The organism is Flavobacterium zepuense, assembly GCF_007097145.1.
Classification (GTDB): Bacteria; Bacteroidota; Bacteroidia; order Flavobacteriales; family Flavobacteriaceae; genus Flavobacterium; species Flavobacterium zepuense.
The window spans coordinates 29,643-49,679 of record NZ_VJVZ01000015.1 but is presented as its reverse complement, the minus strand read 5'-3'; the positions used below and the strand labels follow the sequence as shown (position 1 = coordinate 49,679).

The window sequence follows — 20,037 nt, the reverse complement described above, 5'->3', positions numbered from 1 at the left end:
GCCTTTATTTCTTTTCTGCCACTCTTAGCCTTGCGCTGCGGGCCCTGTTGTTTATTTTTATTTCTTCCTCTGTTGGAACAATAAGCTTTTCGATGATCTTAAACGGAACCTCAAAATTGCCAAACATATCGCGCTCCGGCTCCCCCTCAAACATACCGTTACGCACGTAGCGCTTAACCAGCCTGTCTTCCAGCGAATGGTAGGCTATAACACTTAGCCTCCCGCCCGGTTTAAGCAACTCTAAAGACTGCTCTAAGAATTCTTTAAGCACATCCATTTCGTGGTTAACCTCTATACGGATGGCCTGGTATATCTGTGCCAGTATCTTGTTGCTTTTGTGTGCCGGTAAAAAACGCGCCAGCACCTGCTTAAGTTCTCCCGTATTGGTAATGGGCTTTTCTTTGCGCGACTCTGCAATTCTTGAAGCTAATGCTTTAGAGTTTCGCAAATCGCCATAATCAAAGAACATGCGGCTTAAATCAGCCTCCTCATAATCATTAACCACCTTAAAAGCATCCAGGTCGTTCTTTTTGCTCATCCTCATATCCAGCATTGCATCAAAACGGGTACTAAACCCGCGCTCTGCCACATCAAACTGGTGGGATGATACCCCAAGGTCGGCCAGTATGCCATCTACCTCCTTTATATTATAAAACCTCAGGTATCTTTTGATAAACCTGAAGTTCTCTGGTATTAGCGTAAATCTCGGATCGTCTATTACATTAGCCTGGGCATCCTCATCCTGGTCAAAAGCAAACAGCTTTCCGTTAGGGCCCAGCCTGCTCATTATCTCCCTGCTATGCCCCCCGCCGCCAAAGGTTACATCTACATACACACCATCGGGCTTTATATTAAGCCCGTCTACCGTTTCCTTTAACAATACCGGGTTATGATATTCCATCTTCGTCGTTTAAATTACCCATTACTTCTTCTGCCAGGTCTGCAAAATCATCCGCCGACTCATCAATAGACGTTTCGTACTTGTCTTTATCCCAAATCTCCACGATATTTACAGCCGAAGAAAGCACTATGTCATTTTTAATATCCGCAAACACCACCAGGTCTTTTGGTATCAGCAGCCTTCCGGCGCTATCCATCTCTACCACCTTAACACCGGCCGTAAACCTCCTTATAAAATCGTTGTTCTTTTTTACAAAGCGGTTTAGCTTGTTTATCTTTTGCATCATCTTGTTCCACTCTGCCATTGGGTACAGCTCTAAACATGGCTGAAAAACCGAACGCTTTAGTACAAATCCTTCTTCCAGGCCTTCATGCAATTGCTTCTTCAAAGGAGCAGGCAACATGAGCCTTCCCTTAGAATCTGCCTTACATTCGTATGTGCCTATGATGGTATTCAAGCAGTTAGGTTTAAGATGATTTTATAGCAAATATATATATATTTTACCATTTTTTACCACCACCTCCCACTTTGTTCATAAGTTTTGTTATTTTTTGATGCTTTAAAACCGCATTTGTGAATATACTGCGGCATAGCACTTTGAAAGATTTTTTGCGTTGGCTATGATTTAGTAAGGGTTTTATAAAAGTTTAAGAGAAGTTAACATCAAAAATGCAAAAGGACGAATATTTTACTGATGGATACTTTAACGAAATTTTGACACTCGCGGTGGTAAAATGTGGTGGGAGACAGCACCACAGCGGGCTGCCGTATTATGCTAATGTTATGCAGGCATATAAAAGTAAAATTTAAGCCAAATTATGTGGGGATATCCTTATTATTATTGATATTATTATATATTTGTGCTGATTTGAACGTTTACCAATCAAGATGCAAAGCACACAAATAGAGGGCAAATACAAGTATTACGAGGCCGGCGAAGGAACACCAATAATTATTTTACACGGCCTTATGGGCGGTTTGAGCAATTTTGATGGTGTTGCAAAATATTTTTCTGAGCATGGGTACAAAATAGTGATTCCGGAGCTGCCCATTTACACCCAAAGTATATTAAAAACGAATGTTAAGGCTTTTGCCCGCTGGGTAAAGGACTTTATTACCTATAAAGGTTTTGAAAGGGTTATACTGTTAGGCAACTCCCTTGGCGGCCATATAGGGTTATACCACACCAAAATGTACCCCGAAAAAATGCTGGGGCTGGTTATTACCGGCAGCAGCGGCCTGTATGAAAGCGCTATGGGCGACAGCTACCCGCGCCGAGGCGATAAGGACTACATTAAAAAAAAGGCCCAGGAGGTATTTTACGATCCTGCGGTTGCCACCGATGAGATTATTGAAGAGGTTTATGCCATGGCAAACGACCGTATTAAGCTTATAAAGACCCTAACCATTGCAAAAAGCGCCATAAGGCACAACATGGCGAAGGACTTACCTAAAATGCACGTACCCACCGGCATTATTTGGGGAAAGAACGATACCGTTACCCCACCTGATGTTGCCGAGGAGTTTGACAGGCTGCTACCCAACTCCAGCCTGTACTGGATAGACAAGTGTGGCCACGCTGCCATGATGGAACATCCTGACGAATTTAACCGACTGATGCACGAGTGGCTTAAAAAGGTTAACCTTTAGTCCTGACTTGCAATTTCAATTAGGTTTCACACCCCATACATAAAACCATTAGCTCCACAAAAATACACCTGTTTTAAACGGTGGTAAATTGTGGAAGTAATGGTTTCTTTTTTTGGCTTTCGCCGATGAAATTTTACGGTTTGGATTCTTTTGATTTTCTTTAAGCTCAACTCAAAGTCCAAAAGTGAAATATTAGCCTAAAAAGCGCAAAAATGGGGTGCAAAAAAACGTGATTTTAAGGCATCTCAAAATCCAAAAGTGAAATATCACTGTTAAAATTGGGCAAAAAAGGGCAATGTAGCGGGAATTGAAGTACCCTTTACGTCCAAATTTAAAATGCCTATCTTTGCACCTTAATAAGCGTTAGCAAAATACAACCCTATGAAAATCAACACTGCCGAATTTGTTATAAGTAACTCAGATGTAGCTAATTGCCCTAATGAGCCACTGCCGGAGTATGCTTTTATTGGCAGAAGTAACGTGGGCAAGTCATCGCTTATAAACATGATAACAAACCGTAAGAGCCTGGCTAAAACATCAGGTAAACCCGGTAAGACTCAGCTAATTAACCACTTTAAGATCAACGAAAACTGGTACCTTGTAGATTTACCCGGCTATGGTTATGCCCGTGTATCTAAGTCTACCAAGGAGACCTTCCAGAAATTCATTACCGATTATTTTGAGCGCCGCGAGCAGCTTGTTTGCGCTTTTGTACTGATAGACATACGTTTAGAAGCACAAAAGATAGACCTGGAGTTTATAAACTACCTTGGCGAGGCCGAAGTTCCGTTCTGTATCGTGTTCACTAAAGCCGATAAAATTAGCCGTGGCAAGGTAGACCAGCACATCGCTGCTTACCGTAAACAGCTGTTAGCCAACAACTGGGAAGAGATGCCGCAGCATTTTGTAACGTCATCTACAGAGGGTACCGGCCGCGACAACCTCCTTGAATATATTGATGAAGTAAACCAGGGAATCTTTAAAAATCAGGGGTTTGTATAAAATATACCTCCACAATATACACAAAAGGCGAAGCGGATGCTTCGCCTTTTTGTTTAATTAAAATTTTAATTATCAAATAGTTACAAAAAATAAATCGGATTTAGAGCGAGCTATGCGTATCAATTTAGTAACACATTCTAAACCTTAGGTTAACCAACCTCAAAGTATTTTTGATGCATTAATACCATAATGCCCCATGAAATACTTACTTACCGCCGAAATATTGCTGATAATCAGCTCATTAACACTCCTATTCTTCAGCAAACAAAAAAACAAGACCGATTACCTGCTAATCACATTACTGTGTTGCATAGGTGTACATTTAACTTCCTAAATATATTTTCTTACCACATTTAGTAATATTGTAACCAACTATAATACAGACACATATACACAACTAACTTATGGCCCGTTACTTTATATGTATGCGCGTAAAAAGAACGGCCTCAAGTTGTTACCCGCCCGCCCGTGGTACCTGTTTATTCCGCTTATTGTTGTAGCAACGCTTTATACCTGCACCACCATTGCTATTTATAGTTATACTGCTCATAGTGAAACTATTTTAAAACTGTATAACACTATTGTATTTTTACCTATAGTGCTGTCGCACATTATCTTTGCGTTTTTATCGCCATCAATGGCAAGTACGCCAAACGAGCAGAAACTTATCCGCTCACTAAAAATCATAGTGAGCTTCATCGGCCTTGCCGAAATAGCTTTATTACTTGCAGACAACAATACTTATAACTCATACGTTAACAACGCATTAAATCTATTATTAGGCGCTATACCAGTACTTATTGTACGCTATAAATGTGTAGGCATCGTATCGGCAAAAAGCAGCTACGAAGCACTATTTACTGCCGAGAAAGAAATTGCTACGCGCAAACTGCAACTGGACAACACTAGGCATATCGAGATCTTAAGCCTTTTAGAAACTACCCTAACTACAAAGAAACTGTATAAGGATGAAGACCTTACACTTGAAAGGCTTTCGGCTGCGGCAGGTATCAATAGGCACCATATCTCTAAAACGCTGAACGTTTTTGCCCAAAAAAGCTTTTACCAGTACATAAACGAATACAGAGTGCAGGAAGTAATAAAGCTACTGGATGCCCCTGCACCACGCGCCATAAGCCTGCTGGCCGTAGCTTTTGAGTGTGGTTTTAAAACCAAAGCATCTTTTAATCAGCACTTTAAAAAGGCAGTTGGCATAACACCATCAGCTTACCTAAAAAACAAAAAAGCGGCTAAAGCCGCTTAATTAAATCTGTATGTACTGATTATTTTCCTTTTTTGATCTCAAGCTTTTCGGCAAAATAATCGCAAAAATCTTTCATGCTTTCGCTCATCTTTTTGTCGCCGGTAGCACGCTCAAAGGTGTCTGACATAGACATCAATGTTTGATGAAAGAACACTTTCATCTCATCTACAGGCATATCCTTGGTCCACAGGTCTATACGCATGCTTTCCTGTGGCTTGCTGTCCCACACGCTAAGCATCATTGCTTTGCTTTCCTGGTTTACTACACCGCCATCCTGGGCTGTCCAGCTAAGTTTCTCAGGCACACGGTTTTCATCCAGCTCAACTACAATTTTAATTTCCGACTTTATTATTTTATCAGGCATTACTTCTTGGGTTTGTATTTAGAATTATCAAATATGGTTTTGGCATCGGCCGCCAAAAGTTCCTGCAAAGTTACGTTTTTATTGTTTTCCATATAAGCCCTAACAATTTGCCAGCCCAGCCATTGGCCCGTCCTACCCGGTGAATCGGCATCAAAACCAAGGTAAAATTTGCTGAAAGGTGCAGGATTTATAAACCTTCCCGGCAATCGGGCATCATTATCGTAAAACAATTTATTTTCTACAAAATAACGCCACATCTCACCTTCATTGGCAATAACCCAATCCAGCTGCTCTTTTGTATAGCCTATTTTAACCTCATCAGCCACATCGGGTATCAGCCTGTCTTTTAAGTATAAATCTTTACCATGCACTATCATTAGCGATAACAGGTTCCTGTCCTGTGGTGGCGCTATAACGCTGCTACCAAAAGAAGTAACAACATCCGGCAATATCTGGCTTTGCTCATATTCCTGTATCTGGTATTTGGGCAGGCCTTCATATACTTTATTATCCTTACCTAAATACAGGCTAAGCGGTATGAGCACAAGGTTGTTGGCATAGATGCTTTTTACCTCAAGATCGTCTGACACTAAGGCTACTACCTTGGGTGTGGTTTCTTGTGGGAAGTAATATTTAATATGCTGAAAAAGCGTTGACAACTCGCCTTCGAGCGTGCTTACAGTAGGGTATTTTTTTAGTACCTCATCATACAGCCTGCGTAAAAACGGGTCTTTCATGTTGTTAAGCCATACGGCATCTTCATTACCGGCCGGGAACAGGTACGGAAATTCCTGTTTTAAAGCAGGCAGGTCCTGCAGCTTGCCGCCAAAGAACTTTTTATCAAACCGCACAACCTCAACCTTTGGCACAGGTACGGTGGCAACTTTTTCTTCTAACTCATTTTCCTTTTTGCACGATACCGCTGCAACGGTAAGGGCAAGTAGCAGGATAATTTTTTTCATTTTATGCGTTTATTACTAATTTTTTAATTGCCGATTTTCTAAATTTATGGCAAATATACAATCTCTAAAAGTTATACAACCATGCATACCTACACCAATTTTCAGGCAGAAGCTATTAATGACCATATTGTAAACTGGCTTAGGGCCTATGCCGAGAACGCAAAAGTTAAAGGTTTTGTTGTGGGAATATCGGGCGGTATAGATTCGGCACTAACCTCAACCCTCTGTGCGCAAACAGGCTTGCCTACTATTTGTGTGGAAATGCCCATACACCAGGCCGAAAGCCACGTGAGTCGCGCCCGCCAGCACATTAAGAACCTTAAGGCTAAATTTGATAATGTAAGTAGTGTGGAGGCCGACCTTACCCCCGTTTTTGAAACTTTTAAACAACAGGTGCCCGAAACTGAAAATCCGCACCTGAGAGACCTCAGCCTGGCAAATACACGTGCCCGTCTGCGTATGACTACACTTTATTACATTGCGGGCATACACAGCTCGCTTGTGGCTGGTACAGGCAATAAAGTTGAAGATTTTGGCGTGGGATTTTATACTAAATATGGCGATGGCGGTGTGGATATTAGCCCTATTGCCGATCTTACCAAAACCGAAGTACGACTACTGGCGAAATATCTTACAGTACATGATGAGATATTGATTGCCAAACCTACCGATGGGCTTTTTGGCGATGACCGAAGCGACGAAGACCAACTGGGTGCCAGTTATGAAGAGCTGGAATGGGCTATGGCCGAGGTAGAAAAAGGACGCTCCCACAACGATTTTAGCGGTCGCGAAAAAGAAGTATTTGAGATTTATAAACGATTAAATACCATAAACCAGCATAAGATGCAACCCATACCGGTTTGCCAAATTCCCTTAAATTTGAAATAAAATTCTTTCATTCACAATACTTTAAGAAACTAATACTTAACTTTACTTAAATGTAAACCCTAAAAAAACGCAATTATGATCAAATTATGCCTTGCGGATAACCATCCTGTTGTGCATTATGGGATGAAGTCGTATTTTAGCGATAATCCGCAGATTAGTTTTGTAGGGGTGGTAAATAACCTGGATAATCTGTTAGATGTCCTGAGCAAAAAAACGGTAGATGTTGCCGTAGTAGACCTTGAGTTAGATGGCCTTACCAGTATTAGTTCTGTTAAATCACTAATTAAGGAATTTCCCGAAACCAAGGTTATTATATTTACCAACCTTGCCGAACAAATTTATGCCCCCAATGCATTAAAAGCCGGAGTATCGGCCTATGTGCACAAAAGCGCCAAAATGGAGGAGCTTGAAAGTGCTATTAAGAAAGTGAATGAAGGCGAAGTAGTATTTAGCGACACCGTTAAAAAGAACCTTGCCCTGCTTAACAAAGGTAAAAAATCTGAAAGATTGTACCGCAAACTTTCATCACGCGAGATCGAAGTACTGCGCTACCTTAGTGAAGGTAAAAAGAACAAAGAGATTGCCAGGCTACTGGAGCTTAATGAAAAAACAATTAGTACTTACAAACTGCGACTGCTAACAAAACTGCACGTTACAAACCTTGTAGACTTGGTGAACAAAGCAAAAACACTGGATATTGTTTAAATTAAAATTACCACTACCTGAACAAACAACTACCTAAAAAGATTAGAAAAGGACTAAAAAGCTACCAAAGGCTTCGGCCTTAGGTAACCTTACGAAAAAGACAAAACGCCCCGAATCACTACCGGGGCGTTTTTGTGTTTTATTATAAAAAGATAACACCTTTTCACAGCACTGTCACTGCGAGCGAAATGCAATGAAGCGCGGCAGTCTCATTATTTATTTACGTGTGGAGTTGCTCAGTCGTGCCACTAAGGACGGTCCTGAAGAAATTAGTAGCAAAATGGCTTTAAAAAAAGCTGCTCCTAAGCCTGTTTATTTTACGCGATAAATAGTTAACCAATGTATTGTAATCGTTTACGCTCATTAGTATTTCCATATTATCCGCATCAGGGCTTACCTGCATTTTAAGGTCTTGTATAAGCCTGCCAAGCAGCAACCAGCGTAAATCAACAATATGCTCATTGGTGTACTGGGCAACCGACATATTCTTGTCTTTAACAGGTATCTGTTTTTTCTCTTCCCAGTCGTGAAGGTTATATTTTTCATCCTGCATAAAGATATCTGTGGCTACATATTGCAGTTCCGGTTCAAGAGTATTCATAAACACATCTACATTCATTTCCTGGTGGGCATGATAATGATCTATAGCCGCCTTATAAATATCCCTAAATACCGGGTTGGTAAACTGTATCTCGTCTTCCTGAAGGTTTAGGTATATACGTTCGTATACTTTGTATTCTTTCTTCTCGCTATGCTCGTGTTCCTTACCAAATTCGTCAAACTTAATGTACACGTCTTCAAATTCCTGCACAGTACCACCATATAAGAGCAATATCTCAATCATGCGGCGTTCCAGCCCCTCCAGTATATTAATGCGTTCCTGTTGCTGGTCGGGTGGCATGGATGGGTCAAAATAATCCTCTTCATTAGGTACGGGGCGCATGGCGTTAGCTTTTTGCTCCTCTTTCATCTTCTTACCGGTATCAGCAATTTCTTTTGATACCAATTGCGCCAGTGTACTTGCCAGTACCTGTTCGGATATATCCATAATACGTGCACATTCCTGAATGTACACTTCACGCTGAATCCTGTCCGGTATCTTGGCTATAGAGCTTACCATATCGCGTATAAGCCCTGCTTTTTTAACCGGGTCGTTCTTGGCTTCATCCATTAAGAGCGATGCCTTAAACTGTATGAAATCCTTCGCGTTTTCGTCAAGGTATTTTATCAGTTCGTCATGCGGGGTTTTCTTTGCAAAGCTATCAGGGTCGTCACCGTCAGGAAACGTGCATACCTTTACGTTCATGCCCTCTTCCAATATCAGGTCGATACCCCGGATGGAAGCACGAAGCCCGGCAGCATCGCCATCAAACAATACGGTAATATTTTTGCTAAGCCGGTTGATTAACCTGATCTGGTCGGGCGTTAACGCCGTTCCGCTACTTGCAACAACGTTCTCTATACCCGCCTGGTGCATTTGTATTACGTCGGTATAGCCTTCAACAAGGTAGCAATTGTCTTTCTTAGCGATTTCCTGCTTGGCATGAAATATACCGTACAGCACCTTGCTCTTGTGGTAGATGTCGCTTTCAGGGGAATTTAGATACTTTGCTGCTTTTTTATCATTACCCAGTATACGCCCTCCAAAGCCCAGCACACGACCACTCATACTTTGTATAGGGAACATTACACGGCCACGAAATCGGTCTATATGCCTGCCGTCTTCCCTAACTATGGTAAAGCCGGTTTTCTCTAAATATTCTAATTTATAGGCTTTGCCAAGTGCTTCTTTGGTAAAAGCATCCCATTCTTCAGGCGAATAACCCAACCCGAATTTTTTAATGGTATCGGCAGTAAAGCCGCGCTCTTTAAAGTAGGAATAGCCTATGGCCTGTCCCTCATCGGTAGTAAGCATGGTAGTATTAAAGTACTTCTGTGCAAATTCAGATACCAGATACATGCTTTCTTTTTCGTTAGCCTGCTCCTTTTGCTGTTCGCTTTGCTCAGTTTCCTCTATTTCTATATTGTATTTTTTGGCAAGGTATCGAATGGCTTCAGGGTACGAAAAGTGTTCGTGTTCCATTAAAAAAGCCACACTATTACCGCCTTTCCCGCTACTGAAATCTTTCCATATCTGTTTTACCGGCGATACCATAAACGACGGTGACCGCTCATTACTAAACGGACTTAGGCCCTTGTAGTTAGTACCCGACTTTTTTAATACTACAAAATCGCCGATTACCTCCTCTACACGGGCAGTTTCAAATACAGTATCTATGGTGTTTTTAGAGATCAAATCTTAGTAGGAGTTGCAAAGTTACAAAGCCGCAAAGTTACACGTTTTTTAGGTACATGAAACGTATTAACATTACTTCAACCCACTCAAATCGCTCCCCGCTTCCAGTTCTTCCGGTTCGGCATTTTGACGGAACAGCCTTGCCGGCAGATCGCCTTTAAGTAAAATTGTATTGCCTTTAACATCCAGCCAGCTGCCTTCGCGTAAGCCTAAAACGGGCTGTGTGTTGAATTGATGGAATTCCTTAATGCGGGTCTCACGCGTCTCGCCCATGTGGGTAGAACCCGGCTGTGGGTCTAAATAATGCGGATTTAGGTTAAACGGCACCGCGCCTAATGTGGTAAAACTTGGCGGGTAAATAATAGGCATATCATTAGTGGTTTGCATAGTAAGGCCGCAAATATTGCTGCCTGCGCTGCTGCCTAAGTAAGGTATGCCATTTTGAATGGCTTTATCAAGGGCGGTCATTACACCGGTTTTGTAAAGCTGGGTAACCAGTAAAAAAGTATTGCCACCGCCGGTAAACACGGCCTCAGCGTCGGTTAACGCAGCTATGGGGTCGGCAAATTCGTGTGCGCCTTTTACAGTAATGTTTAATTTTGTAAAAAAGTCGGCTACGCGTTTTGTATAGTCGTCATAGCTAATTCCCCCCGGCCTGGCGTAGGGTATAAACACCAGCGATTTGCAGTTTTTAAAATGATCCTGCAGCGCCGGTAATAAATATTCTAAGTAATTGCCGCCGTGCAAAGTACTGGTACTTGCAATAATTAGTTTTTTCATTCGTTAAGTTAGTGTAAGAAAAGGTAAAGTTAAAAATTTTTATGCAGGGGGAGACAGATGTTTTTTAACCTGCCTTATTTTACAGATCATCAATCGCCAAATTATTAAATTCTTGAAAAATAGTCTCCTGCTACTGCTGTTAGTCCTAACCACCACACTTTTTGCACAAGGCCGCAAACCTCTTAACGGCAAAGTAATCTCAGATTTTGATGCGCTTGAAGGCATTTACATCATTAATAAATCAACTGAACATGCTGTAATCACTACCCAAGGCGGTTATTTTACCATCGAGGCACAGCCGTGCGATACGCTGGTAGTTTCTGCGGTGCAGTTTGCTCCTAAAAGTGTAGCGCTAACCGAAGAACATTTTGATGTAAGCCTGCTTATCGTACCGCTCGAAATTCAGAGCCGTGAACTTAGTGAACTTATAATTGTTGATTACAGCCATATTAATGCCGAATCGCTGGGGCTTGTTCCTGTGGGGCAAACGCAGTATACACCTGCCGAGAAAAAACTGGCAACGGCATCAAAATTCAGGATGAACCCAATGGGGCTGGACCCCATTATTAATATGTTCTCCGGGCGTACCGCGATGCTGCAAAAGGCTGCTGATATTGAGAAGAAGGAAGATTTGATGGAGAAAATTCACTACATTTATACTGAGGAAGATATTGTTGCCCAGTTTAAGATTCCTGCCGATTATGTGAGGGGTTTTGTGTACTACATTGTAGAAAACAAGTATTTTGCCAACGCCATAAATGCTAAAAACGAAAATATGGCCAAATTTTTAATGGCCGGCCTGGCAACTAAATACCTTGGCCTTATTAACGAAAATGAGTAAATTGCTGCACATATTATTATTGTTGGTAAGCCTGCCTGCCATCAGCCAGGAGCGCAAGGCGTTACAAGGACGTGTGGTTAGCGGCGATATGGCAGTACCCGATGTGTTTGTGATAAACAAGGCAACGGCTGCCGAAACAAAAACCGATGCTTTAGGTAACTTTAACATACAGGCCAAGGCTGGAGATGTTATTGTGGTTTACAGCGCCAAGACCGAAGTACGCCAGTTTGCAATTAGCGATGCCAGTTTTAAAGAGGTGCCATATGTGGTATCGATAAATTTAAATGCGTATGAACTGGAGGAGGTTGTTGTAGAGGGCAGTACCATAAACAGTGTGAGCTTGGGTATTGTACCTAAAGACCAAAAGCAATACACCCCTGCCGAAAAAAAGCTCTTTACTGCCGAAGACGGTACCGATGCCCTTTTTAACGCCATTAGCGGCCGCACCAAAATGCTGAAGAAAGCAGCAGAAACCGAGAAAAAAGTCAGCTTGATAGAATACCTTAACGGAATGTATACCGAAGAGGAGGTTACCACGGAATTTGGCATCCCTGCCGATAAAGTAAAGGCTTTTATGTTTTATGCTGCCGATAATAAAGACCTTGCCGAAACGGTTAAAGGCAATAACGAATCGTTAGTTAAACTAAAACTAATAGACCTTAGCAGGCAATATCTCTCCGTAATTAAAGAGTAATTTCAGCTAACTGCTATGCTTTTGCAGAATGTAAATTTCGCGTTCAAAGTAGTCAATTACTGACGTTAAAAAGCTATTGGTAAGGTTATTGATGATAGACATTGCAGCCCAATATGTAAAGCTGCACCAACCCAATGAATAAGATATTTTTTATACTATTGTTTATTACGCTGCCCCTAATGGCGCAGGATCGTAAAACCCTTACCGGCCGCGTAGTAGATGCCGAAAATACCCAAGCGCCTATAGCAGGCGTATTTGTTATTAACAAGCAAACCGGCGTAGAGACCAAGACGGATGGTGTGGGTAATTTTAGCACATCTGCCAAAACGGGCGATGTACTTGCCGTGTACAGCAACAAAAATGCAGTACACGATTTTATTGTAACCGATCAGTCTTTCAAAGATAAGCCCTACCTGCTTGCAGTTAAAGTAACCGCCTACGAGCTTGATGAGGTGGTGGTAGAAGGCGAAGCCGTAACTACCGAATCGTTAAATTTAGTGAATGCCAACCAAAAACAGCTTACCAGTGGTGAAAAGCGTTTAAGGACAGCGGCAAATGCCAGGCCTACCACCGGTTTAACGGGTACGGGTGGCGTGGGTGTGCCTACCGACGGACTTATGAATATGGTTTGTGGCCGCAAAAAAATGCTTAAAAGGGCACTTGCCACAGAGCAGAAAGAAGCGGCTATCGCAAAGCTGAACAGCCTGTATTCTACAAAAGATATTGTTGATTTTTACAAAATACCGGAGGATTACGTTCAGGGGTTTTTATATTATGCGGTAGAATATGCCGAACTTACCGATGCCCTGAAAGCAAACAATAAAGACAACATTAACGCTGCCATGAACGAGCTTGCGCTGGATTACCTCACGGTTATTAAAGAAGATGAATAAACTGCTGTACCTGCTTTTGTTTATAACACTGCCGGTTTTTGCCCAGGAACGCAAACCGTTGCAGGGCCGCATTATGGCAGGCGATGCCGTGGTTAACGATGTGTTTGTCATCAACAAAAAAACGGGTGCAGAGGTTAAGACCAAAGATAAAGGCGATTTTACTATAGATGTAAAGACGGGTGATGTGCTTGTGGTATACAGTAACAAAACAGAGGTTAGGGAGTTTGCCGTGAGCGAACTTTCTTTTGCCGATGTACCGTATATCATGTCGGTTAACCCTAAGTCGTACGAGCTTAATGAGGTGGTTATTAACCAAACGGTAACATCAGAATCGCTCGGATTGGTACCTAAGGGGCAAAAACGGTATACACCTGCCGAAAGGCGGCTTAAAACGGCAGCTGATTTTGAGCCGAGTTTGTTCCTTCCGCCATCGCCTGGTATCGGTATCCCTACCGATGCTATTATAAATGCGATAAGCGGACGTACGAAAATGCTTAAAAAAGCGTTAAAGACAGAAGGCAAAGTGCTTGCTATAGAAAAGATAAACGGCCTATATACTGAACAGGAGCTAAGGGACGAACTTAAAATACCGGCTGATTACCTACAGGGTTTTATATTTTATGCCGTTGAAGATGCTACCTGTGCTGCAGCACTTAAAGCCCGAAATGATGACCTTGCCAAGTTAACCATTGCCAACCTTGCACTTAAGTACAGGGCTATATTAGAGGAGCATGAATAAAATAATTACCTTATTATTACTACTTGCAACACAGCATGCCTTTTGCCAGGAGCGCAGGCCTCTGCAAGGCCATGTAATTGCAGGAAATGCAGTAGCTAATGGGGTGTATGTTATAAATAAAACTACGGGCGCCGAGGTTAAGACCGATGGCAAAGGTAATTTTACACTGCCCGTTAAAGTAGGCGACGCACTTGTGGTGTATAGCGACCGGACTGATATCCGGGAGTTTGCGGTTAACGATTTTACCTTTAAGGAAGTCCCATTTGTAATGGCTGTTAACCCTAAATCCTACGAGCTTAACGAGGTGGTTATAGAGCAAACCGTAACATCAGAGTCGCTTGGGCTTGTGCCTAAAAACCAATTGCGGCGCACCGTAGCAGAGCGCAGGCTGTATACCGCCGGTGCTATGGAAGTTGGTGTTGGTTTTGGATTCTCTATATCGCTCGATGCAATTATAAATGCAATTACCGGGCGTATTAAAATGCTCCGTAAGGCCTTGGATACTGAGCGTAAAGAATTTGCTATTGCCGAATTTAACGGCTTGTACACCGACTATGAAATTCGGGATGAACTGCATATTCCTGAGGAATATATAAAAGGATTCATTTATTATGTGGTAGAAGATCCGGATTGCCGGGAAGCACTCCGCTCTAAAAACGATGAGCTTAGCAAATTGCAAATACTGCGCCTTGCACCTATATATGTGGCGCTTTTAAAAGAAGGCGGCGTAGCTACTGATGCTTCAACCAACCCAACACCCTCTGCCAATGAAGACTAAACTACTGTACCTTTTGCTGCTTTTGCCTGTATTGCTACTTGCACAGCAACGGGAACTGCTTAGCGGCAGGGTAATATCTGATACCATTAAGGCAGAATATGTTAGTGTTGCCAACCTTTCGGCAAAAACATCGGTAGTGACGGATGATAGCGGGCGGTTTGCCATACATGTCCGCGTAGGCGATACCTTAGAAGTAACGGGCATCGCATTTAAAAAAGAAACCGTACAGGTAAAGCAGCACGATATTAAAGAAAAACTGGTAGTGATAAGGCTAATGGGTAACATTACAATGCTGGATGAGGTTATTATTTCCGGCCTGACCGGAAATTTAGAACGGGACAGTAAAAACGCCAAAATTGTAGAAACCGAGCAGGCTAAATTTGATGTTCATCAAATCAATAAGGACTTATACATAAACAGTATTGCCGGCAATGGCCGCGGTATGGATTTTCTTGCAATTGGCAGGATGGTAACCGGTCCGCCTAAACGTAAAACCCCGCCTGCGCAAACCTTTATAACCAACAAGGTATTTGCCGATGCTGTGCGCGAACTGTACAGCGATGCCTATTTTGTAGAGACCCTCAAAATAAAAAAAGAGAATATACCGGAGTTCTTAAACTATTGCGATCAAGGGGAGGCCGTAAGGGTATTGCTTAACCCGCGCAACGAGTTTAAATTGGTGGCCTATCTTAGCGATAAAAGTGTAGAATATCTTAAAAACGGGCAATGATATGAAATACTTTAAAGTACTCTGGGTTACATTCCTATTTTTAAATTCATTAATAGCTTTCGCCCAAAAGTCAGAACCCAGGCAAATATTGCATGGCAAAGTGGTAGCCGACTCCCTTGCCGTTGATAACATCACGGTAAATAATATAAGCTCACGCATTGCCGCTGTAACCGATGAGAAAGGTTTATTTACGTTATACGCACGCGCTACAGATACGCTCATATTCTCAAGCGTTTCATTCCACACGGCAAGGTTGGTGCTTAAAGAAAGCGATTTTAGCCAGGCTCAGCTTGCCATAAAACTCAATACCAATGTAATTGTGCTCGATGAGGTGGTAATATTACCCACCCGCATGATTGGCGACCTCAACACTGTAAGTAAGAACACAAAGACCAATGCCATAACATCGGGCGTGCAGGGGACAGACCTTAAAAGCACCTACACCGAGATGAAATTTAAACCTGTAGAATATAAGGTTGATGAAGTTGTAAACGGGGCGTTGCCGGGATCTATGCACCCTTTGCGCGGTTTAGACCTGGCCCGTATTTACAGGCTTTATATTAAAAAGGACAAAAAGACTAAAAAAGACCGTGGGGACGTATATTCTACAGAGGGACAGAAAACTTTTGCCGATGTAGCAAAAGAGCGGTTTACTTATAACTTTTTTACCGAAGCCCTTAAAATTCCCAAAGACGAGATTGCAGCCTTTCTTAATTTTGCAGATAGCGGCGATGAGGCAAAAACACTTCTCGATCCCAAAAAAGAATTTGAACTCACAGATTACCTTGTTACAAAATCTAAAGAGTATTTAAAAAATAAGCAGTAATTTTGAGAATCGTCCTCAACACGAGGATTTCAGGATATGTATTGAACGTTATTTTACGTAATAAATACAAATTAAAACACGTTACTACATAGTTAAACTTTAATGGGATTCCGTGAAATGAAAAAAGCTTTTTTATCCTTACTTACTTTTATCCTTACGCTGTCGGCTATGGCACAGCAGCCTGAAGGCGGTAAATTTGAAAAGACAGACAGCCTCTTAAACTATTTGTATGCTAACAACAAGTTTATGGGGTCGGTTAGCATACGCGATAAAGATAAGGTTGTTTTTGAAAAAGCTTACGGTTTTGCCGATCTTACCAACAAGGTCCCTGCAACACCTGATACCAAATACAAGGTTGGCTCAATAACCAAAATGTTTACGTCGGCTATTATTTTTCAATTGATCGAGGAAAAAAAGCTAAAGCTTGATACAAAGCTAAGTGAATACTTGCCAAAAATAAAAAATGCTGAAAATATCACGATAAGCGATATGCTGTACCACAAAAGTGGCATTTTTAATTATACAAAAGACAGCATTATTGTAAAAGACATTACTAAACTGCACAGCCGCAAAGATATTTTAGATGTAATATATAGCCACGATGCAGCTTTTGATCCCGGTACAAAGGCAGAATACAGCAATTCTAACTATTTGCTGCTGGGCTACATTATTCAGGATATTACAAAAAAAACGTACAAAGAAAACGTAGCCAGCCGCATTGTAAAAAAGGCCGGGCTTAAAGACACCTATTATTACGGCAAAATAAACCCTAAAAAGAATGAGGCGTTTTCCTATTCAATGAAAGACGGCCAATGGGTACAGCGGGAAGAATGGCACGAAAGCGTTGCAGGTGGCGCCGGCGCTTTACAGAGCACCCCTACCGACCTTACTAAATTTATAAAGGCATTATTTGATGGCAAAATAATAAAACCCGAATCGTTGGCAGAAATGACCAAAATGGATATGGGTTATGGCCGCGGTGTGTTTAATTTTCCGTTTGCCGAGCGTAAATTTATAGGCCATAATGGCGGTATAGAAGGCTTTACATCAACACTGGGGTACTACCCTAAAGATAATGTATCGTTCTCGCTTGTTGTAAATGCAGAGGATATGGACTTCGATGCTATTGTAGAGGGTATACTAAGCTGCTATTACAAGCTGCCTTACCGTTTCCCAAACTTTAATACTATGGAGGTTGATAACAGCATTCTTTTGGGTTACGAAGGTAAATACAGCACGCCATCGCTACCGTTTACAATAGATGTTAAAGCTATTGATGGAGAATTACGCATTCACGCCGATGAGCAGGGCACTTTTTATGTTAAGCCACTTAGCACAACTACTTTTAGCCATGATGCAGCCGGTGTGGTTATGGAGTTTAGCCCCACAGGCTTTGTATTAAAGCAAAACGGAACTGAAACGGCTTTTACAAAACAATAGAGAAGCTGAAAACATAAAAAAGCCGTTTACTGTGTAAACGGCTTTTGCTTTTTATAACTTTCTGGTCGATTCGCGCTGGCGCAATTCGGTCTTAATAATTCTTGTTTCGTAGTCAGGTCCATCTTCAGTTTTATCTTCAAGCCTGTTAATAAGCAACTCGGCAGCAGCCTCGCCTATCTCCGGGCCGTGCTGGCTTACGGTACTAAGGCTTGGTGTTAGCCTGCGCGACCATACACCGTCGGCAAAGCCTATTATCTGTACGTCTTCGGGTATCCTGAAGCCGCCTTTTAAAACTGCTTTATGTGCAGCTACAGAGGCATGTTCCTCTACCGCAAAGATACCGTCTATTTTTTTACCTTTAATATCAAAGAAAGAGGGGAACTGCTCATCAAATTCTTCATTGCTCTGCGTACGCATTATAAGCGACTCATTAATGGCAATTTTGTTATCCTTCAAAGCTTGCAAATAACCTTCGGCTCTTAGCTTACCCACACTTGTGTTATCAAGGTTAGAAAGCAGGGCTATATTTTTACAACCGGTTTTAATAAGGTGGTTTACGGCGTAAACGGCACTGTCAAAATCATCTACAATAACTTTATCACAGTTTACATCTTCGCTGGTCCTGTCAAACATTACAATAGGCAGGTCATCGGCAATAGCCTCTTTAAAGTGCTTAAACTCATGCTCTTTTTGTGTTTCGTCTGATATAGATAATATAAAACCATCTATCGTCCCATTACTTAAAATATCCATTGCATGGATTTCTTTGGTAAGCGATTCGTTACTTATACAGGTAATTACATTGTATCCTCTTTCATTAGCTGCCTTTTCGATACCGCTAAATACTTTTGCAAAAAACGGGTTAAGTATGTTGGGCAAAATAACCCCAATAGTTTTAGACCGTTTGCTTTTTAAATTAACTGCAATATTATTAGGCTTATAATTTTTAAGCTTGGCAAACTCCTGCACTTTAATTTTTGTAGGCTCACTGATTTCCGGGCTATTGCTCAATGCTTTGGATACCGTTGACACGGAAACATTAAGCTCTTTAGCGATTTGTTTTAAGGTAGCTTTTGGTCTCATATATCCTAATTAAGTTTTGTATGGTAAAGAAACGAAAATTTTACGAAATTCTTATAGTTGTTTTTACTGAAATGCGATTTTTTTAACTATTAATCATAATTCCACTTAATCACTAAAACGAAAACGTGTGAGTTAAATAATACAAATTTGCCAAAATAATGTATTTACCTGAATTTTAAAAAGTTAATTAAACAATAAAGTTCACATATAAACCTCTGTTAAACCAACGGCAATTATTTATCGTAAGTTGCTAACCATCAAACGTAATAGCTTTAATATAAAATAAAATATTTTACTAAATATTTGTTAAAGATGCAAAAATTACAGTGTTTGTTAAAAACCATTAACAATTAAGCTGCGTATGTAAAATTAACTTTGAAATCTAACAAAAGAATTCACGACCACACCACTTACAATTATTAACCTTAAATGTTACATTATGAAAAAGACTAAAGTAGAAGTCCGCCAAGTAGCCACAGGATTGGCCAGCAGACGAAGCTTTCTTAAAATCAGCGGCCTTACGCTTGCAGGAACAGGACTATTACTTGCGGGTTGTAGCGATGACGATGACAACACAGGCACAAACCCGGACCCTAACATGCTGCCAGGTATTGTAAACGGAACTTTTGACCTTGGCGGAGGCGATGCGGGTATACTTACCTACGCTTATGCCCTTGAGCAACTTGAGGCCGACTTTTACACAAGGGTTGTAAACAGCAATACCTTTGGATCTACCTTTAATGCAGAAGAACAATCTGTTCTTACAGATCTTTACAGGCACGAAGTAATTCACCGTGAGTTTTTTAAAGCTGCCTTAACAGGTGCTTTGGCTAATACTGAAGGTGTGGTATTACCTAATCTTGAATTTAGTTATGACAGCGTAAACTTTAGCAACAGGCTAAGTGTGCTTAATACTGCTAAAGCGCTTGAAGATACCGGAGTATCTGCATACAATGGTGCAGGAAGGTATATTACTACCCCTGAGTATTTGCTAATTGCAGGTAAAATCGTATCGGTAGAAGCAAGGCATGCATCTGCTATTAGGGATCTGATTAACCCGGGCTCTGTTGATTTTGCCGGAAATGATGTTGTAGACGCTAACGGCCTTGATAAAGCACAGAAACCATCGCAAATTATCCCGATAGTAAGCTCTCTTGATTTTATCCAGACTGCATTTACAGCTATGTATTTACCATAATAA

At 41.4% G+C, this 20,037-nt stretch carries 21 protein-coding genes; 14 read left to right on the top strand and 7 right to left on the bottom strand.

Features of this window, described 5'->3' with window-relative positions:
- Positions 1-4 precede the first annotated feature (4 nt).
- Positions 5-901 (bottom strand): 16S rRNA (cytosine(1402)-N(4))-methyltransferase RsmH, encoded by an 897-nt coding sequence (gene rsmH / locus FMM05_RS19060; RefSeq protein WP_143375020.1) that lies wholly within the window; start codon positions 899-901, stop codon positions 5-7.
- Positions 888-1,358, bottom strand: coding sequence for a division/cell wall cluster transcriptional repressor MraZ (mraZ, locus tag FMM05_RS19055; protein ID WP_143375019.1), 471 nt, complete (start codon positions 1,356-1,358; stop codon positions 888-890). Before mraZ ends, rsmH begins: the two co-directional genes overlap by 14 nt.
- 431 nt (positions 1,359-1,789) lie before the next feature.
- Between mraZ and FMM05_RS19050 the strand changes: the two genes are divergently transcribed.
- The 3 genes from FMM05_RS19050 to FMM05_RS19040 all read left to right on the top strand — a co-directional run bounded on the left by FMM05_RS19050 (position 1,790) and on the right by FMM05_RS19040 (position 4,817).
- Entirely contained in the window at positions 1,790-2,551 is a 762-nt protein-coding gene (locus FMM05_RS19050) for an alpha/beta fold hydrolase (protein ID WP_143375018.1), read from the top strand.
- 381 nt (positions 2,552-2,932) lie between these two features.
- Positions 2,933-3,553, top strand: coding sequence for a ribosome biogenesis GTP-binding protein YihA/YsxC (gene yihA / locus FMM05_RS19045; RefSeq protein ID WP_143375017.1), 621 nt, complete (start codon positions 2,933-2,935; stop codon positions 3,551-3,553).
- Positions 3,554-3,974: 421 nt separating this feature from the next.
- Positions 3,975-4,817 carry a helix-turn-helix domain-containing protein gene (locus tag FMM05_RS19040; protein ID WP_143375016.1) on the top strand — a complete coding sequence of 281 codons (843 nt, stop codon included), beginning with the start codon at positions 3,975-3,977 and terminating at the stop codon, positions 4,815-4,817.
- A 19-nt stretch (positions 4,818-4,836) separates the two neighbouring features.
- On the opposite strand, the gene gldC is transcribed toward FMM05_RS19040, so the two are convergent.
- Together gldC and gldB are read right to left on the bottom strand one after the other, a co-directional pair.
- Positions 4,837-5,181, bottom strand: coding sequence for a gliding motility protein GldC (gldC, locus tag FMM05_RS19035; RefSeq protein WP_143375015.1), 345 nt, complete (start codon positions 5,179-5,181; stop codon positions 4,837-4,839).
- Positions 5,181-6,143, bottom strand: a complete 963-nt coding sequence (gene gldB, locus FMM05_RS19030; RefSeq protein WP_143375014.1) for a gliding motility lipoprotein GldB — start codon at positions 6,141-6,143, stop codon at positions 5,181-5,183. The genes gldC and gldB overlap by 1 nt, the downstream gene beginning before the upstream one ends.
- An 81-nt stretch (positions 6,144-6,224) precedes the next feature.
- Here gldB and nadE point away from each other — a divergent pair, with 81 nt between their 5' ends.
- Both nadE and FMM05_RS19020 read left to right on the top strand, forming a co-directional pair.
- Positions 6,225-7,031 (top strand): NAD(+) synthase, encoded by an 807-nt coding sequence (gene nadE / locus FMM05_RS19025; protein WP_143375013.1) that lies wholly within the window; start codon positions 6,225-6,227, stop codon positions 7,029-7,031.
- Between the two features lie 75 nt (positions 7,032-7,106).
- Positions 7,107-7,736 carry a LuxR C-terminal-related transcriptional regulator gene (locus FMM05_RS19020; protein ID WP_143375012.1) on the top strand — a complete coding sequence of 210 codons (630 nt, stop codon included), beginning with the start codon at positions 7,107-7,109 and terminating at the stop codon, positions 7,734-7,736.
- Positions 7,737-8,022: 286 nt separating this feature from the next.
- Here the strand turns inward: FMM05_RS19020 and dnaG are convergent, their stop codons facing one another.
- Both dnaG and pepE read right to left on the bottom strand, forming a co-directional pair.
- Positions 8,023-10,032: a DNA primase gene (dnaG, locus tag FMM05_RS19015; RefSeq protein ID WP_143375011.1), complete on the bottom strand. Its 2,010-nt coding sequence runs from the start codon at positions 10,030-10,032 to the stop codon at positions 8,023-8,025.
- 72 nt (positions 10,033-10,104) lie between these two features.
- Entirely contained in the window at positions 10,105-10,812 is a 708-nt protein-coding gene (gene pepE, locus FMM05_RS19010; RefSeq protein ID WP_143375010.1) for a dipeptidase PepE, read from the bottom strand.
- Positions 10,813-10,924: 112 nt separating this feature from the next.
- Here pepE and FMM05_RS19005 point away from each other — a divergent pair, with 112 nt between their 5' ends.
- The 8 genes from FMM05_RS19005 (at position 10,925) to FMM05_RS18970 (ending at position 17,753) form a co-directional block, all read left to right on the top strand.
- On the top strand, positions 10,925-11,653 hold the full coding sequence (locus FMM05_RS19005) for a hypothetical protein (protein WP_143375009.1): 729 nt from the start codon (positions 10,925-10,927) through the stop codon (positions 11,651-11,653).
- On the top strand, positions 11,646-12,347 hold the full coding sequence (locus FMM05_RS19000; protein ID WP_143375008.1) for a hypothetical protein: 702 nt from the start codon (positions 11,646-11,648) through the stop codon (positions 12,345-12,347). The genes FMM05_RS19005 and FMM05_RS19000 overlap by 8 nt, the downstream gene beginning before the upstream one ends.
- A gap of 134 nt (positions 12,348-12,481) precedes the next feature.
- Positions 12,482-13,240, top strand: coding sequence for a hypothetical protein (locus FMM05_RS18995; RefSeq protein WP_143375007.1), 759 nt, complete (start codon positions 12,482-12,484; stop codon positions 13,238-13,240).
- Positions 13,233-13,979, top strand: coding sequence for a hypothetical protein (locus FMM05_RS18990; RefSeq protein ID WP_143375006.1), 747 nt, complete (start codon positions 13,233-13,235; stop codon positions 13,977-13,979). The genes FMM05_RS18995 and FMM05_RS18990 overlap by 8 nt, the downstream gene beginning before the upstream one ends.
- Positions 13,972-14,757, top strand: a complete 786-nt coding sequence (locus FMM05_RS18985) for a carboxypeptidase-like regulatory domain-containing protein (protein WP_143375005.1) — start codon at positions 13,972-13,974, stop codon at positions 14,755-14,757. The genes FMM05_RS18990 and FMM05_RS18985 overlap by 8 nt, the downstream gene beginning before the upstream one ends.
- Positions 14,747-15,487: a peptidase associated/transthyretin-like domain-containing protein gene (locus FMM05_RS18980; RefSeq protein ID WP_143375004.1), complete on the top strand. Its 741-nt coding sequence runs from the start codon at positions 14,747-14,749 to the stop codon at positions 15,485-15,487. Before FMM05_RS18985 ends, FMM05_RS18980 begins: the two co-directional genes overlap by 11 nt.
- 1 nt (position 15,488) lies before the next feature.
- Positions 15,489-16,313, top strand: coding sequence for a carboxypeptidase-like regulatory domain-containing protein (locus tag FMM05_RS18975; RefSeq protein ID WP_143375003.1), 825 nt, complete (start codon positions 15,489-15,491; stop codon positions 16,311-16,313).
- Between the two features lie 117 nt (positions 16,314-16,430).
- Positions 16,431-17,753, top strand: coding sequence for a serine hydrolase domain-containing protein (locus tag FMM05_RS18970; protein ID WP_185965631.1), 1,323 nt, complete (start codon positions 16,431-16,433; stop codon positions 17,751-17,753).
- Between the two features lie 51 nt (positions 17,754-17,804).
- On the opposite strand, the gene FMM05_RS18965 is transcribed toward FMM05_RS18970, so the two are convergent.
- The gene (locus tag FMM05_RS18965) at positions 17,805-18,836 is read right to left on the bottom strand and encodes a LacI family DNA-binding transcriptional regulator (RefSeq protein ID WP_143375001.1); all 1,032 of its coding nucleotides are present in this window, start codon (positions 18,834-18,836) and stop codon (positions 17,805-17,807) included.
- A gap of 439 nt (positions 18,837-19,275) precedes the next feature.
- Here FMM05_RS18965 and FMM05_RS18960 point away from each other — a divergent pair, with 439 nt between their 5' ends.
- Entirely contained in the window at positions 19,276-20,034 is a 759-nt protein-coding gene (locus FMM05_RS18960) for a ferritin-like domain-containing protein (RefSeq protein ID WP_143375000.1), read from the top strand.
- Positions 20,035-20,037: the final 3 nt, after the last annotated feature.